13 protein-coding genes are annotated in these 16,262 nt (G+C 62.2%); 3 read left to right on the forward strand and 10 right to left on the reverse strand.

Going from position 1 to position 16,262, the window contains the following annotated elements; all coding sequences use genetic code 11:
* The first annotated feature begins 44 nt into the window (after positions 1 to 44).
* Positions 45 to 986: an alpha/beta hydrolase gene (locus tag ATI14_RS20485; RefSeq protein ID WP_016969434.1), complete on the forward strand. Its 942-nt coding sequence runs from the start codon at positions 45 to 47 to the stop codon at positions 984 to 986.
* Positions 987 to 1,056: 70 nt separating this feature from the next.
* On the opposite strand, the gene ATI14_RS20490 is transcribed toward ATI14_RS20485, so the two are convergent.
* The 5 genes from ATI14_RS20490 to pvdM all read right to left on the reverse strand — a co-directional run bounded on the left by ATI14_RS20490 (position 1,057) and on the right by pvdM (position 8,948).
* Complete coding sequence (locus tag ATI14_RS20490; RefSeq protein WP_016969435.1) at positions 1,057 to 3,480, reverse strand: TonB-dependent siderophore receptor; 2,424 nt, start codon at positions 3,478 to 3,480, stop codon at positions 1,057 to 1,059.
* Between the two features lie 115 nt (positions 3,481 to 3,595).
* Positions 3,596 to 5,245, reverse strand: a complete 1,650-nt coding sequence (locus ATI14_RS20495) for a cyclic peptide export ABC transporter (RefSeq protein ID WP_016969436.1) — start codon at positions 5,243 to 5,245, stop codon at positions 3,596 to 3,598.
* A 107-nt stretch (positions 5,246 to 5,352) separates the two neighbouring features.
* On the reverse strand, positions 5,353 to 6,225 hold the full coding sequence (pvdO, locus tag ATI14_RS20500) for a dihydropyoverdine dehydrogenase (RefSeq protein WP_016969437.1): 873 nt from the start codon (positions 6,223 to 6,225) through the stop codon (positions 5,353 to 5,355).
* 82 nt (positions 6,226 to 6,307) lie between these two features.
* Positions 6,308 to 7,579, reverse strand: a complete 1,272-nt coding sequence (gene pvdN / locus ATI14_RS20505) for a pyoverdine-tailoring periplasmic protein PvdN (RefSeq protein WP_080520138.1) — start codon at positions 7,577 to 7,579, stop codon at positions 6,308 to 6,310.
* A gap of 19 nt (positions 7,580 to 7,598) precedes the next feature.
* Positions 7,599 to 8,948, reverse strand: coding sequence for a pyoverdine-tailoring dipeptidase-like protein PvdM (gene pvdM, locus ATI14_RS20510; RefSeq protein ID WP_016969439.1), 1,350 nt, complete (start codon positions 8,946 to 8,948; stop codon positions 7,599 to 7,601).
* Between the two features lie 141 nt (positions 8,949 to 9,089).
* Between pvdM and pvdP the strand changes: the two genes are divergently transcribed.
* Entirely contained in the window at positions 9,090 to 10,718 is a 1,629-nt protein-coding gene (gene pvdP, locus ATI14_RS20515) for a pyoverdine maturation tyrosinase PvdP (protein ID WP_016969440.1), read from the forward strand.
* 16 nt (positions 10,719 to 10,734) lie between these two features.
* Here the strand turns inward: pvdP and ATI14_RS20520 are convergent, their stop codons facing one another.
* Positions 10,735 to 11,598, reverse strand: a complete 864-nt coding sequence (locus ATI14_RS20520; protein ID WP_016969441.1) for a LysR family transcriptional regulator — start codon at positions 11,596 to 11,598, stop codon at positions 10,735 to 10,737.
* Between the two features lie 102 nt (positions 11,599 to 11,700).
* On the opposite strand from ATI14_RS20520, the gene ATI14_RS20525 reads away from it, so the two are divergent.
* Entirely contained in the window at positions 11,701 to 12,705 is a 1,005-nt protein-coding gene (locus ATI14_RS20525; protein WP_016969442.1) for a quinone oxidoreductase family protein, read from the forward strand.
* A 61-nt stretch (positions 12,706 to 12,766) separates the two neighbouring features.
* Here ATI14_RS20525 and ATI14_RS20530 read toward each other — a convergent pair whose 3' ends face one another.
* The 4 genes from ATI14_RS20530 to ATI14_RS20545 all read right to left on the reverse strand — a co-directional run bounded on the left by ATI14_RS20530 (position 12,767) and on the right by ATI14_RS20545 (position 16,173).
* On the reverse strand, positions 12,767 to 13,114 hold the full coding sequence (locus tag ATI14_RS20530; RefSeq protein WP_016969443.1) for a hypothetical protein: 348 nt from the start codon (positions 13,112 to 13,114) through the stop codon (positions 12,767 to 12,769).
* A gap of 148 nt (positions 13,115 to 13,262) precedes the next feature.
* Positions 13,263 to 13,985 carry a pirin family protein gene (locus tag ATI14_RS20535; protein ID WP_016969444.1) on the reverse strand — a complete coding sequence of 241 codons (723 nt, stop codon included), beginning with the start codon at positions 13,983 to 13,985 and terminating at the stop codon, positions 13,263 to 13,265.
* A gap of 184 nt (positions 13,986 to 14,169) precedes the next feature.
* Positions 14,170 to 15,024 carry an oxidoreductase gene (locus ATI14_RS20540; RefSeq protein WP_080520139.1) on the reverse strand — a complete coding sequence of 285 codons (855 nt, stop codon included), beginning with the start codon at positions 15,022 to 15,024 and terminating at the stop codon, positions 14,170 to 14,172.
* Positions 15,025 to 15,123: 99 nt separating this feature from the next.
* Positions 15,124 to 16,173 carry a LacI family DNA-binding transcriptional regulator gene (locus ATI14_RS20545; RefSeq protein WP_016969446.1) on the reverse strand — a complete coding sequence of 350 codons (1,050 nt, stop codon included), beginning with the start codon at positions 16,171 to 16,173 and terminating at the stop codon, positions 15,124 to 15,126.
* Between the last annotated feature and the right edge of the window lie 89 nt (positions 16,174 to 16,262).

Genomic DNA, 16,262 nt, shown 5'->3' on the forward strand with positions numbered 1-16,262 from the left:
GAAAACGGGCGCCGACCTGACGGTGGCGCCCCTGGAACCCAGTCATGTCATTGAACCCGGAAATTGCGGCCTTTCTCGATCTGGTCGACAGCCGCCAGGATGAGCCCTTTCATCAACAAATGCCTGAACAGGCGCGCTCGGCATTCGAGCAGGCTTCGACGCAGATGCGCTGGGCCGTGCCTGAAGTCCACAGCCAGGACCTGAGCTTTACCGCACGCGACGGCACCGATCAGGCGCTGCGCCTGTACCGGCCGCAGGGGCAGGGCGGCGGCGCGTTGCCGGTACTGGTTTACCTGCACGGCGGCGGTTTTGTAGTGGGCAGCCTGGACTCCCACGACGGCGTTTGCCGGGAGTTTTGCGCGCGCACGCCCTGCGCGGTGCTCGCCGTGGAATACCGGCGCGCCCCGGAATACAAGTTCCCCACGGCACTGGAAGACTGCGCCGACGGCCTGGCCTGGCTGGCTGAGCACGCCCAGGCCTACGGGCTGGACACTGCGCGGCTGGTGTACGGCGGTGACAGCGTTGGCGCGACCCTGGCCACCGTGCTGGCGATCGACGCGGTACGCTTTGAACGTGTGCTCCAGCCGCGTCTGCAACTGCTGTGCTACCCGGTGGCCGATGCCTCGCGACGCAGCGAGTCCATGGAACTGTTAGGCGAAGGCTATTTGTTGGAAAGCGACAGCCTGGAGTGGTTTTATGACCACTACGCCCGTACCCCGGCGGATCGAACCGACTGGCGTTTTTCACCGTTGCTGACCCCCGACCTGAGTGGCGTGGCACCCGCGTTCATCGCCCTGGCCGGCTTTGACCCGTTGCTCGATGAAGGCCGCGCCTACGCCGAACGTCTGGCGCAGCAGGGCGTTCATGTGCAATGCCAGGTATTCGAAGGGCTGGTGCATGACTTCCTGCGCATGCGCATGGTGACGCAGGAAATTGACGCGGTGTACGCGCACTTGGCGCAGGTGCTGGCGGCGGCCATCGACTGAAGCGTTGAGGCATAAAAAAAGCGCACCTGATATCAGGTGCGCTTTTTTGTTGCGTGACGTTCGGTAAGGATCAGAACGTGTATTTGAAGCTCGTCATGAAGTTACGCGGCGCTCCGTACACGCTCCAGTTGTCGGCGTAGGCGTAGTAGGTGCGGTCGAATACGTTGTTGACGTTGAGCGTGGCGCTCAGGTTTTTGCTGATGTCGTAGCGCGCCATCAGGTTGGTGATTGCGTAGCTGCCTTGTTCGAACTTGTGCAGGTCCATACCGGTCTTGCTCTGCCAGTTTACGCCACCGCCCACGGTGATTTTGTCCAGCATGCCGGGCAGACGGTAGCTGGTGAAGGTTTTGAGGCTGTTGCGCGGGCTGGTGGTCACGATACGTTGATCGTTGTCGTCGGTGCTGACGCTGTAGGCGTAGCCGGCGGAGGCCTGCCAGCCTTCGCTCAGTTCGCCGTTGAGTTCCAGCTCCACGCCTTTGGTGGTGGTGCCCTGGACCGAGCGATAGACGTCCGGATCACGCACGAACACCGCCAGGTTGTCCTGGTCGATCTTGAACAACGCCAGGCTGGCGTTCAGCTTGTCGTCGTTGAAACTGCCCTTGACCCCAACCTCATACCCGGTGCCTTCCTGAGGGTCCAGCGGCTTGCGGTTTTCGTCCTTGATGCCATAGGCCTGCGGGTTGAAGATCTTGGTGTAGCTGGCATACAGCGACCATGTGCTGTTCAGGTCGTAGACGATACCGGCGTAAGGCAGGAAAACCCCGTTGCGGGTTTCCTTGCTTTCAGAGTTCTGGGTAGGGTCGGCGTAGGTGATCACTTTGTTGTTACGTTTCCAGTCAGTCACGCGGCCGCCCAAAATCAGTGCCGTGTCGTCGGTGACGTGGAAACGCGAGGTCAGGTAGGCCGCATACTGGTTTTCTTCGATGTAGCTCTTGCCGACCGTTGTGGTGTCTGGCCGGTTGGCGCCGCTGCCGTTCCATTTATAGATGTTGGGCACCGTGCCGTCATACCCGGTCCATGGGCCGAACCAGCCGCCATGGCTTGGGGTGTTTTCGTTGTACTGCGACATGGTGACACCGGCGATCAGCTCATGCTCGCGGCCGAACAGGTTGAACGGGCCGGTGAGGTAGGCGTCGAGGTTGTTCTGGCGCGGTGTGCCGGACCAGCGGTTCGGGTACAGGTAGGCCCCGGCGCCGGTGGCCTGGTCGATATCACCGTTCATGTAGTTGATCAGCTCATCGAACTGGTTCTGGGTGTGGCTGACTTCGACCTTGCCGCTCCAGCCGTTATCGAACTGGTGCTCGATGGAGGTGAAGACGTTGGTTTGTTTGCGGTCGTTATACGACCAATCCGGCGCGCTGTTGGCGGAGCGGCCGAAGTGGGTGCGGTTGCCGTTGCTGAAGAAGGTCTGGAAACCGGTGCGCAGCGGGTCGTTGACCTGGTTGTTGATGTAGCTGAAACCTACGGTCAGCATGGTCGCGTCGCTGAGGTCGAATTCGGAAATACCGTAGACCAGCTGCGAATCGGACTTCACCCGGTCGACCCAGGAGTTCTGCTTCTTGTAATCGACCACCAGGCGACCACGGATGTTGCCGGCGTCGTTCAGCGGGCCGGAGACGTCGAAGCCCGTGCCGTAGCGGTCCCAACTGCCGGCTTCGCCGGTGATGCTGGCCTGGGCGTCGGCGGTCGGGCGCTTGCGGATCAGGTTGATGGTCGCTGAAGGCGTGCCCGAGCCACTGATCAGGCCGGTGGCGCCGCGCACCACCTCAACCCGGTCATACATGGCGGTGTTCTGGGTGGTGTTGTCCAGACGCGACGAGGTGGGCACACCGTCGATTTCAAAGTTGTTGATCTGGAAACCACGGGACCAGTAAGTGTCGTTTTCCGCTCCCACGCCGACGCGCAATACCGTGATGCCCGGTGTGGCTTCCAGCACTTCGGTGAGGTTGGTGAGCTTTTGGTCATCGAGGCGCTGGCGGGTGATGACGGTCACCGATTGCGGCGTTTCCTTCTGGGTCAGGTTCAGCCGTGTCGAACTGCTGGAGGAGTACGCGGTGTAAGAACCGGTGCCTTCGGAGGTCGAGCCTGGCGCCATGCCGGAGATGGACACGGCACCCAGTTGCAAGGCGCCGGACTCGCCGGTGGCCGGCACCAGCGACACGGTGTTGTTTGTCATCTGAAACGTCATGCCGCTCCCCAGCAGCATGGTGCCCAGTGCCTGGCCCGGCTCCAGCGAACCCGATACGGCGCCCGACTTGAGGCCCTTGATCGAATCCGGGCTGTAGAGAATTTCCAGGTTGGCCTGTTTCCCCAGTTGCTGCAGCGCCGTCGCCAGCGGTTGGGCAGGGATATCCAGTGCTACCGGGGTAGCCTGGGCTTGTGTGCCGCTGAGCAGCAACAGGGCCAACAGGGCGCCAGGCAGGACCGCACGCCGGGCGGGTTGTGGGCGGATCGCTTTTGCCAGCGGCGTTCGGGACAGGGTAGGGCTTTGCATTGCTCTCGATGCTCCAGAAAAGTAGTGCGCAGTTTTCAAGTTTTGTTGTTAATGACAATTAGACGCATCAACGTCCGAAACCCGGAAAAATAAATTCGCGCTTTGGCGCAATGCCTCAGGCCGGGGCCATTTCTGTCATTACGCGTCCCGCTTCCATGCGCACCAACTGATCCGCCACGTTGAAGTAACGGTCGTCATGGCTGATTACAATGATGGTCTTGCCCAGGCGTTTGAGGTCCGGCAACAGCTCGGTGTAGAAAATCCGCCGGAACGTCGGGTCCTGGTCGGCAGCCCATTCGTCGAACACCAGCACCGGGCGTTCTTCCAGCCAGGCGTTGACCAGCGCCAGGCGCTTGCGCTGGCCGGTGGAGAGGTCGGTGGTGGTGAATTTCCCGTCGAGTACGCTGACCTTGTGCGCGATTTCCAGGCGCTGCAGGTACGTGTTGGCGTCTTCGGGAATATGTTGGTCACCCTGCACCACGTCGTCGAACAGGTAGTAGTCGGCGAAGATGGTGGTGAACAGTTGACGGTAATCATCGCGGTTTTCGGCATTGACCAGATGCCCGTTGAGGCGCACCTCGCCCTGTTGTGGCGGGTACAGGCCCAGCAGCAATTTGATCAGAGTGGTTTTGCCGCAGCCGTTTTCACCTACGATGAAGATGATCTCGCCTTCATTGATCGTCAGGTTCACCGGGCCAAGGCGGAACGCGTCGCTGCCGGCCACCGGCGGGAAGGCAAAGCTGACATCACGCAATTCAAGTTGCTGAACAGGGCTGGCCTTGGTGCCTTTGTCGGCCAGCATCAAATGCGGCTCGGGTGAAGAAAACTGCTCGGACAGTTCGGCGATCCGGCGAAACGCGATTTGCGCACGGCTGACAATCGGCAGTGTGCCGATCAGATGCTCCAGCGGGCCTTTCATGTACAGCAACACCAGCACGAAACCGCTCATCACGGTTTTGTCGGCGCTTGGCCAGAACGACTGCAGCGCCAGCGCCAGCCCGATCACCACGAAGAACAGCATCGAGCCGAATGTCTTGGCGATCACAAAGGTGTTGATCGATTTGATCTGGGTCCTGCAGATGAAGTCTGCGGTCGCCTGAATGCCCGAAACAAACATGCGCTGGCGGCGCGGGCGGTGAATGCGCAGCTCCTTGGCACCTTCAGCGATTGCGTTGTAATGCTTTTGCAGTTCGTCCTCGGCGTCGCGTGCCTCCATAAAGCCCTTGATGCCATGGCCCTGCGCCAGGTACTGGACGGCGGTGCCGATGATGATTGCCACCACCATCATCAGAAACATCGGCCACGAGAGCATGGCCAGGTAACCCAGGCAGCCCAGTGTGACGGTCATGGAAATGGCCAGCGGTGCAAAGGCGAAGGCGAAATCGCTGATGGTGTCCACGTCATGGGTGAGGACCGGAATCAGGCGATGGCTGCGGTAGCGTTCGATCTGTTCCATTGGCGCCGACAGTACTTTTTCACCCAGTTCCTTGCGCAGCCTGGCGATGATGTGCTGGCCGACATAGTTGGTGCCGATGTCCGAACAGATCGAGCTGAACAGCGCCAGCAGGCAAAGCCCGGCGAACAGCATGACGACACCCTGGGTCAGGCCGTCCTGTGCGTGCAGGGCGCTGTTGATGGTCGCCAGCAGCACCGTCACGCTCAGGCCGCCGACCATGCCGAGTACGACCGAGAGCGTGACAATGAGGCGAAAAGGCTTGAGCAACACGAGCAGTTCGTGAAGGGCGCCGCGTGGAGGTTGGTTCATGGAAGACGGTTCCTTGGGTCGCAGAGGCAGATACCCTGTAGAACGTCTGGTCGCGTGCTTAATTTAGACGGCCGCCGATTAATGGCGGCCGAGGAGGGCAGGCTGTTTCAGAGGTCGCGCACGACGCGAAAACCGATCCAGTCCCCGCGTGTCTGCGGGTAAATGTTGTTGCGGTTGCCCGAGCGCGAAAACACCGGTGCCTCGCCCCAGTCGTTGCCGCGAATCTGATAGGACTCGCAGTTCGGCTCCATCCAGGCGCTGCCGTCGGTGGGCGCACCGATATAGTTGGGGTGCTCGCAGTCGGCCACCCGTTCGTAGACGTTGCCGTGCATGTCATACATGCCGAACGCGTTCGGCGGGTAGCTGCCCACCGGCGACGAGTAGCTGTATCCGTCCGCCGGCCCGTAGGTGTTGGCGTGCTGGGCGATGCTGTAGCCCTTGCCTTCGTCGAACGGGAACGGGAATGGCCCGGTGGACCCCGCGCGAGCGGCATATTCACGCTGGGCTTCGCTGACCATGTGGTAGCGCTGGCCGGTTTTTTTCGAGAGCCAGGCCACGTAGGCCTTGATGTCGTCCATGTCCATGCACACCGCCGGCTGGCGCGGGCCTTGCGGGTAGCGAGGCTTGCTGGCGATGCACTCGCGGCCAGGGCGGTCGTCGCCGTTGGCAATCTTGACGCCGGTCTGGCGGATATAGCTGTCCCATTCGCCGGCCGTGACGTGGAAGCGGCTCATGGCGAAAGGTTTGGCAAAGGTCACGTCGTGCATCGGGCCTTCATCCGGCTCGCGGCCGACTTCATCTTCCGGCGTGCCCATGGTGAAGGTGCCCGCAGGCAACACCACCATTTCCGGGCAGTCCTTGCAGTCTTTGAACACCTTGCCGGGTTGCGGCGTGGCGGCCTGGGCGAGGCCCGGCAGCAGTGCGCCGCACACGGCGGTCAAGGCCAGGGCGGCCAGGGGTTTGAGTCGGGATGGATTCATGTGGGCATCTCGTTCAAGTAAAAAAGGTGCATCATTCCAGCGGCCATTCCCTTGTGGCGAGCGGGCGCGTCATGCGCGCTCATTACAGCCGCGCGGTCAGCAAGGTCATGAAGCGCTGGATTTCCTCGGTGCTGTTGAGCAAACCCGGCGCCGTACGAATCACCGGGCCGACATCGCGGTCCACCGCATCGATGACCACCCGGTTTTTCATCATGTAGGCCGCCACTTCGTCGCTGTTCTGGCCCTTGACCCGGAAGAAGGTAAAACCGGCCGACAGCTCAGGGCTGCGCGGTGTCACCAGCTCGATCTGCGGGTGGGCCAGCAGCTGGTTTTTCAGCTCGGTATTGAGGGCGTGAATCTGTGCCTGCACCTGTGCCTTGCCCAGTTGCAGATGCAGCTTGAAGGCTTCGTCGGCAGCCCAGCGATGCTCGAAAGTGTGGTAGCCGCCGGGCGTCATGGTGGTGGCGAAACTGGTGTCTTCGGAGAAGGTCGGCACCATCGGCGTGACGTATTTATTCTCGCTGTCGCGGGCGCAGACCAGCCCGGTACCGCGCGGGCCGAACATCCATTTATGGGTGCCGGCAATGAAGAAATCGCAGTTCATCGCCGGGAAATCGAGGTTTTCCACGCCGAAGCCATGCACGCCGTCGACCACATACAGAATGCGGTCCTTGTCGTCCCGGTTGCGGTTGTGTTCCTCCACCAGTTGCCCTATTTCACTGATCGGCAGCTTCACACCACTGCCGGACTGCACCCAGGTCATGCCCAGCACGCGGGTATTGGGGCGGAAATTGCGTTTGATATTGCCCAGCACTTCGTCGACGGAGACCTTGGCGGCATTCTCGAACAGGCTGATCCGGCGCACCTGGGTGCCTTCCTTTGCAACACGAAAGTTCAGGCTGAACTCGGTTGCATAGTGCTCGTGAACCGTGGTGAGGATTTCCTGGTCGGGCCGCACCTTGATGCCGCCATAGATCATCGCCAGGCCTTCAGACGTGCTGCCGGTGAGGGCGATCTGTGCCGGTTTGGCATCCAGGTAGCGGCCTGCCCATTCGCGCACCTGGCCTTCCCGTTTCCAGGTTTCCTGCAGGTCCCAGTCCATCGCCAGGCCCGGGTTTCGGTCGATTTGCACGCGGTAACGCTCGATGGCGTCGCGCACCGGTTTGGGGTGCGAGGCGATGAGGAAATTGGAGAAGTGCAGGTAGTCCGGGTCCTGGTTGAACAGTTGTTTCAGGCCCGCCCACGGAGTGGCGGCGGGTGTGGCGGCGATGGCCCGGGAAGACAGGGCGGTGCCCAGCGGCAGGCTGGCGACAAGCACGCCTGCCTGCTTGAGAAACGTACGGCGGTCGGTCATGGACTCACTTCGCATCGGATTAGCGGTTGGCCAAAGGCTTGGCGGCTTTTTGTACCTGGTCCCACACCCGCAGGAAGTTGCCTCCCCACAGCTTGGCAATGTCGGCTTCGGAATAGCCGCGCTGAATCAGCTCGGCGGTGACGTTGCGCACCTCGCCGACATTGTTCCAACCCTGGATGCCGCCTCCGTCGTTGAAGTCCGATGCGATGCCCACGTGGTCGATGCCGATCTTGCGCACCGTGTAGTCGATGGCGTCGCCAAAGTCCTTGAGCGTGGCCTTGGGTTCCTCTTCGAGAATGGCGTACAGCGCGCTGGCGTACTGGCCGAACTTCTGTTCGGGCCAGGCGGCGATGATCGCATCGCCCGGCATCAGCGCCATGGCCAGGTTCGGCAGCGGCGGCAAATCAAAACGTGCACGCAGGGCGTTGAGCTTGTCCTGGGTCGGCTGGCTCAGCGGGCGCAGATAAGCCGGGAAACCCACCACCTGAACCACGCCGCCACTGTTCTTGATCAGTTGCATTTCCTTGTCGGTGAGGTTGCGCGGGATGTCTACCGAGGCGCGCGGCGCCGAGTGCGAGGCGACCATCGGCGTGCGGCTCAACTGCGCGACTTGCTCCAGGGCCTTGGTCGACATTTGCGACACATCGATGATCACGCCGAGGTCATTCAGGCGGTGCACTGCCTGCTGGCCGATGGGCGACAGGCCTTCCAGGGCGTCAGTGGTGTCGTTGAAAAACGGCAGCGGGCGCGACGAGTCGGACCAGGCGTTATTGCCGATATAACTGAAGCCGAACATGCGCATGCCGCGCGCGGTCCACAGGTCCAGTTGGTTCAGGTCATTGCCCAGCGGGTAGGCGTTGAGCATGCTGATGAAAATCGCAAATTTGCCCTCGCCGTGCAGGCGGCGGAAATCGTCCGGGGTGTAGGCGATGCCGACCTGGTTGGGGTAGTCGCGCACCATGCCGGAGATGATTTTGTAGCGCACTTCCTGCTCGTGGCGGGCCTCTTCGACAAAGCCTTCGGTGGGTTTGTGCGGCGCATTGGCACCGCTCCAGATTTCCGGCCAGCCGAAAATGGTCAGCGCCGCCCCCGACAGCCGCCCGCGGCTGGCCTTGGCCAGGTCGAACTGGCCGCTGCCATCCTTGTCGGCCTCGTTGCCTGCGGTGCCGAAATCCAGCGGTACGGTGATATGGCTGTCGAACGACAACAAACGGTCCTGCATTTCATTGGCTTGCTTGATCACCTCCAGCGGGTAGCCGGCGTTGCCCTTGAACCAGTGATCCCAGACCAGAAAGCCAGCCCCGGCGCACACGGCCAATGCCAGCGGCAGGCCCAGGTACAGCGCCTTTTTCGAACGTGGTTTTGTCATTGCCATCTCAGTCAGTTGAGGCCTTAGCTATCAGGGAGGAACGAGCGATGACCGGGGAAATTTAGGCGGGCGAGGGTGGCGGTAAATTTTTCAAGGCTGCAAACGTTCTAGCTCTGATCAAGCCGTTTCCTAAGGTAGACAATGACCATCTCTCGACGTGGGTTCATCGCAGGCCTGGCGCTGACCGGCGCTGCGGTGCCCGCGGCCTTCTATGCCCATCGCGAGCTGACGCGCGAAGAATTTCCGATCACCCCCGGCGAAGCCACGGTGGACCTCGCCGACACCGACGGCCAGCACTTGGCCAACCGGCTGCGCGGCGTGTGGAACCTGCGTTTTGAAGGCGCCGACGCCGGCCTGGAAGGTTTGCCGCTGCACGGCCTTGAGCTGCTGCTCGACATCGCCCCCCGTGGCCGTGGCCTGCGCGGCTATCTGGACACCGCGCAAAACCTGCGCGCGCAAGCCGAGCCCCGTTACCGTGTGCTGGGTGATTTGCTGACGGGTGACAGCAAGGTTTTGTATTGGCGGCTGATCGATCGCGATCGCGCTGACGGCACGCCTGCCTACGAATTCAAGATGACCCTCGACGAAGTCTGGGCCGACTTCGGCAACGCCGGCAGCGGCACCCTGAGCGGGCAAATCCTGAACCTGAATCGCCCGCTGGCGTTGCCTGAGCGCGACAACCGTTTCGTCGCCCACAAACAACTGTTTCCCGAGGCCCGCCAACGCATTGGCCTCAATCCCACGTTGCTGGCCTGGCTGATTTCCCCCGAACATCGCTTGTTTCACCAGTTGTGGCACGCCACCCGTGACCAGTGGCATAAGCTCTCCGAGGAAAAGCGCGACGCCCTGCGCGGCATCGGCTGGCAACCCGGCCCGCGTGGCCAGGAGCGTGACGCGCGCGGCAAACTCAAGGATCGCAACGGCTCGGGTATCGACTTTTTTTTCATGCACCGGCACATGCTCGGCACCGCGCGTTCAATGCAGGACCTGCCTTCATGGCCGGCTTTTCCTGAACCGCAACCGGCGCTGGAGCGGGACCGCCTGGGGTTCGTGCGCTACTTCGACAACAGTGACGGCTATGCGCTGCCACCTGCCTGGTCTGCCCCCGACGACGCCGATTACACCCAGTGGGTCAGCGATATCAAGGCTGCCGAGACCTACCACAGCAACTTCCAGGTGTGGGAGTCCCAATACCGTGACCCGCGTTACCTGGCCAAGTTGACCCTCGGGCAACTGGGGTCGGAAATGGAACTGGGCCTGCACGACTGGCTGCACATGCGCTGGGCCTCGGTGCCGCGCGACCCCTCCAATGGCGCTCCGGTGCCGTTTGCCCGCGACCCGGCGGACTTTGCCGCACGCTGGTATGCGCCGGAAAACGACTTCCTCGGCGACCCGTTCTCGTCCCACGTCAACCCGGTGTTCTGGCATTTTCATGGCTGGATCGACGACCGTGTCGAGGACTGGTTCCGCGCTCACGAGCGCTTCAATCCGGGTGAAGTCAGCCGGCTTGAGGTCAACGGCGTGCAATGGTTTGCGCCGGGGCGCTGGGTTGAAGTGGGCGACCCGTGGCTGGGCCCGGACACCCATGGCTGCAGCACCACGCCGGGGCTGCAGATGGGGCGCTCCATGGAAATGGACCCGGAAACCATGAAACTGGCACTGCGCATTACCTTCGGCTCCGACGACGACTTGCTCAAGGGCCTGTTCAAACGCGTGCCGCAGCGACCCTGGTATGCGCGGCACTTGAAGGTCAAGGCGCGGGAGGCGTAAGCGTATTGCCGTGCAGTCAGCGGCGTAGCTGCACCTGCGCTTCGATACACGCCACCAGAAATTCCATCACCACTTTTACCGTCGGCGAGCGGCGCATGTCCGGGTAAACCGTAAGCCAGATATCGCGCACCGGGCCTTCGCCGGCGGTGGGCAGCCTTGTCAGCAACGGGTCGTGATCCCCCACGAGCGTGGGCAGCACCACCGCACCAACGTGAGCGCGCGCGGCCAATTGCTGGGTGATCAACTCACTGGCGGCAAACACAATCGGGCGCGCGCCACGCACTTGGTGCATCCACGCCTGTTGGGGCAGGTGGTCGCGGCTGCTGTCGTAGGCGATAAAGGCCCACTGTGCAGCAGGCAGTCGTTGCAGCTCGGGGGAGCCATATAACCCGAAGCGCACCGCACCAACCTTGCGCCGCACCAGCGCATCCTCATCCGGGCGCACGGTGCGCAAGGCGATATCGGCTTCGCCCTTGTCCAGGGCGGCGAGTTGGGTGGACGGGATCAACACCAGGTTCAGCAGCGGGTATTGCGCGCGTAGCCGCGCGATATGGGGCGCGATGCAGTGGTTGGCGATGGACGGCGGGCAACTGACCCGCACGGTGCCGGCCATTTCGATGGAGGCCAGCCGTGACAGGCGCATCACTTGAGTGGCCATGTCACCCATGTCCGCCGCCAGTTCGGCCAGTGCCAAACCTTGTGCGGTGAGTGGCCGGCTGCGGGGCAAGCGGTCGACCAGCTTCAGACCCAGGGCCTTTTCCAGCGCGTCCACCCGTCGCCCCACGGTGGCGTGTTCCACCTGCAGCTCGCGCGCCGCTGCCGACAATGACTGCGTGCGCGCCAGGACGGTGAAGTAATACAGATCCTGCCAGTCGAACATCGGGTTATTTCCGCACAGAGACCGTGAGTTATTGGGGAATTTTCATGCTGATACGGCCCTTTTACCATGGCGGCTTCCCAGTGCAAACGGAGTTGTTTCCCGATGAAAGCCATCACCCTGCAAGCTTATGGCGGCCCGCATGTTGCGCAATTGCGTCACGACGTTCCCAAACCTCACGCGTTGCCGGGCCATGTGCTGGTCAAGGTGGCCTGCGCAGGCATCAACTTTATGGACATCCATACCCGTCAGGGCAAATACGCGCAGTCGGTGACCTATCCGGTGCGCTTGCCTTGCACCCTGGGCATGGAAGGCGCGGGCGTGGTGGTGGAAGTGGGGGCAGGTGTCAGCCACTTGGCGGTGGGCGACCGGGTGGCCTGGTGCATCGCCTGGGGTGCGTACGCCGAATACGCCAATGTACCGATGGAGAAAGTGGCGCAGATTCCCGCAGCGATTACCTTCGATCAGGCCGCTGCCGCGATGTTTCAGGGCTGCACGGCTCACTATCTGGTTGAAGATGTCGCACGACTCAAGGCTGGCGACAGCTGCCTGATTCATGCCGCATCCGGCAGCATCGGCCAGTTGCTGGTGCAGATGGCGCGCCGGCTCGGCGCCCAGGTATTCACCACCGGCAGCACCGCCGAAAAATGCACGATCGCCCTGCAACGCGGCGCGCACCAGGCCTTTACCTATGACGAAGGCCGGTTCGCCGAGTGTGTGCTTGATGCAACGGGCGGGCAGGGCGTCGATGTGGTATTCGATTCTGTGGGCAAAGCCACACTGCGCGACAGTTTCCGCGCCTGCCGAACGCGTGGGTTGATCGTCAATTACGGCAATGTCTCGGGCTCGTTGACCGATCTTGACCCGATTGAGCTGGGTGAGGCCGGCTCATTGTTCCTGACCCGCCCGCGGCTGGCCGACCACATGGCCGACGGACCCACCGTGCAACGGCGTGCCAACGCGGTATTCGCGGCGATGCTGGAAGGGTCGTTGAGCGTGGCAATCGAGGGGCATTACACGCTGGAAACCGTGCAGCAGGTACACGAACGCATTGAAGCGCGGCAGCAAATCGGCAAAGCGGTGCTGTGGGTTGACCGCGACCTGCATTAATCGGAGGCGAAAAAAAACCGGCTGATCAGGCCGGTTTGGGGTACCTCGCCAGCAGCGAGGGTTACGCGTTGTTGCTGTGCAGACGGTCCGAACCGCCTTCGGCCAGGCCACGTTCCTGCAGACGATCAGCGCCGCCTTCGGCCAGGCCACGTTCCTGCAGACGATCAGCGCCGCCTTCGGCCAGGCCACGTTCCTGCAGACGATCAGCGCCGCCTTCAGCCAGGCCACGTTCCTGCAGACGATCAGCACCGCCTTCGGCAACGCGGCGTTCTTGCAGGCGGTCAGAACCGTTTTCAGCCACACGGCTTTCCATCAGGCGATCCGAACCGCCTTCAGCAACGACAGGGTGGGCAAAAGCATTTGCAGCGAGTACCGAGAAAGCAAGGCTAAGCAAGATTTGGCGTTTCATGGTGGTGTGCTCCGAGTGTTTTAGTTGGGGTGATGCCGGGTATGGAGTTGATGTTACGCGCTGGTTTTTTTAAGAGAACTTCATTGCACTGATGGTGACTATCGACGCCAGCGATGACCCGTTTTGGGGCGGGCCATCGCAATGACGGTCAAGGCATCTGTGGCCGTTCCTGGGGGCGCAGGTCGAACACCAGCACCTCGGCATCCTCGCCGTGGCTCAGGCGGATCTGGCGCTCATCCCGCAGGCGGGCGCCGTCGCCTTCCTGCAAACGCTGGCCGTTGACCTCGACACTGCCCCGGGCGACATGGATATACACGTGGCGGTCCGGCGGCAGATCCAGGCTCGCGTTTTCATCGCCGTTGAACAGCCCGGCGTACACCCGCGCATCCTGGCGAACGTGCAGGGAACCGTCGGTGCCTTCGGGCGAGATGATCAACTGCAAGCGCCCGCGTTTCTGCGCCTCGCTGAAGTGCTCCTGTTGATAGCGCGGCTCGGCGCCGGCTTCATTCGGCACAATCCAGATCTGCAGAAAGTGCACGCCATGGGTGTGGCTGTGGTTGAACTCGCTGTGGGCCACGCCGCTGCCGGCGCTCATCAATTGCACATCGCCAGGGCGAATCACCGAGCCGGTGCCCAGGGTGTCCTTGTGTTCCAGGGCGCCTTCGAGCACATAAGAGAAGATCTCCATGTCACGGTGCGGGTGCTGGCCGAAGCCTTTACCGGCCGCGACGCGGTCATCGTTGATCACCAGCAGGTCGGAAAACCCCTGTTCGGCCGGGTTCCAGTAACTGGCGAAGGAAAAGGTATGGAACGACTTCAACCAGCCATGGTTGGCGGCGCCGCGTTCGGAAGCTTTGCGAAGGGTCAGCATGATTTCGTCCTCAAGTGAGCGCGGGCTGCGAGAGGCAGGGCGCTTGCGTTGAGAAGAAGGTTACTGGTTACCATTGGATTGATTAAGAGGCTGTAATTTTAATCACTGTCTCCTTCTGGTTGACAGTTGATGTCGTGCGCGACGGCTACCGGAGTACACCGTCTGCGCGTTGATCGACCTGGGTTCAGTGTGCTGCCGGCGTGAAATCGGTGCTGCGTGAAATCGGCTCCCAGGCGTCGATCTCGGCGCGCAGGGCGTTGAGTTTTGCCGTCACATGGTCCACCGCATCGTTGCCCAGCAGCACATGCGCGGGCGGCTCGGCGCTGGCCACCACCTGCATCATCACCTGCGCGGCTTTTGCCGGGTCACCGTCCTGCCGCCCGCTGCGGGCCAGGCGCGCGGCGCGCACCGCGTCAAACGTGGCGTCGTAGTCGGCAATCGTGCGTTCAGCTCGTACCATCGAACGCCCGGCCCAATCGGTGCGAAAGCCGCCAGGCTCAATGGCGGTGACGTGAATACCGAACGGCTTCACTTCCTTGCCCAGCGCCTCGGAAATGCCCTCCAGTGCAAACTTGCTGCCGTGATAAACGCCCAGACCGGGAAAGGTGGTCAGGCCGCCCATCGAGGTGATGTTGAGAATGTGCCCGCGACGACGCTTGCGCATGAACGGCAATACCGCCTGCATCATCGCCACCGCGCCGAACACATTGACTTCGAATTGCTGGCGCACATCGTCCAGCGACGACTCTTCCAGCACGCCTTCAAAGCCATAACCGGCGTTATTGACCAGCACATCAATGGCGCCGACATTTTTTTCGATCTCGGCGATCACCGCCGGCACGAACAGGCTGTCGGTGACATCCAGCAGGCGCGCGAAGGAATAGCCGGGTTTGAGGTTATCGAATGCATCCATGGCTTCGGGCGTGCGCACGGTGCCGACGACGCGTTCACCGGCAGCCAGCAAGGCGTCGGCCAGGGCCTTGCCGAAGCCGGAACTGATGCCGGTAATAAGCCAGGTTTTCTGTGGTTGTGCGGGCATGGTGACCTCCTCTGAATGTGCCTGGAATCATTGGCGTTTAATGCCAGGCACACAATCGGGCAGGTCCTGCGAAGGCTTTGAAGGCGGGCTTCACAGTCGTCAGCCGCCCATGTTCTCCGAAGTCACGATCTGCGGCGCAATGTACAGCCGGTGCCGCGCCGGATCGAACGCTTCGGCGCTCTGCAATTGCACCAGCAGCTGCACCAGCGCCGTGGCCGTCTGGCGCGGCTGGGAATCCATCACCACATCGATCAAGCCCTGGCGCAACGCCTGGCGCGACAGCTCGGTGGACTCCTGCAGGATGCAGCACAGCGCCGGGCGCTTGGGCAACTGCGCCAGCGCGCTGATGACGCCGTCACCGCCGCCGCCCACCACGCAAAGGCCGCGCAGGTCGCTGTGGCGGCTGATCAGGTCGAGGGTGGCTTCTTCGGTGATGTCGCAGTTGTCCAGGTTGATCAAGGGTTCCAGCGGTTTGAGCCCGGGGGCCTGTTCGGCAAGGTAGCCATGCAACCCCTCGACCCGCGCCTGATGGCCAAGAAAGCGATGGCCGCCCAACAAGATTCCCACACTGCCTTTGCGTGCGCCGCAGGTTCGTGCGAGCAGCCAGCCCATGGTGCGCCCGACCACATGGTTGTCCTGGCCCACGTAGGGTTCGGCGGCCTGTTCGTGGATGTCCGAGAGCAGGGCCACCACCGGCACACCGGCCTCGCGAATCTGCGCGATGGTGGCGTTGATCAAGGGATGGGCGAAGCTGACCACGGCGAGGGCATCGCACTGCACGGCCAGCTGTTCGATTTGCCCGACGATGGCGCCCGGCGTGCGATCAATAATGTATTCGAACTGACAGGTCAGGTTGGCCGTGGCGTGATGGTGCGCAGCGTCGCTGATCGACTGCGCGAGGTTCGCGTAAAACGCCTGCGCCGTGCCCAATAAAAGGATGCCGAACCGGTACGTCGGGCGGCGCTCGCGAATGCGCTGGCCAATCAGTCGCGCGGCAAAATAGCCCACGGCTTCGGCGGCCTGGAACACCTGTTCGGCAGTCTCCGGCTTCACCGGTGCGCGGGCATTCAGCACCCGGTCGACGGTGGCCACGCTCAGCCCCGCATGGGCGGCGACAGTGGCGATGGTTGGGCGTTTATTGTTGTTCATGACAGGCCCCTTGGGCGCCTTGATAGAAAACCATCAAGCTGCGCTGGGGCCTGATGATAGCTTGATAGGGAATGGATTCAAGGCCTTGA

This window comes from Pseudomonas tolaasii NCPPB 2192, assembly GCF_002813445.1.
GTDB classification, from domain to species: domain Bacteria; phylum Pseudomonadota; class Gammaproteobacteria; order Pseudomonadales; family Pseudomonadaceae; genus Aquipseudomonas; species Aquipseudomonas tolaasii.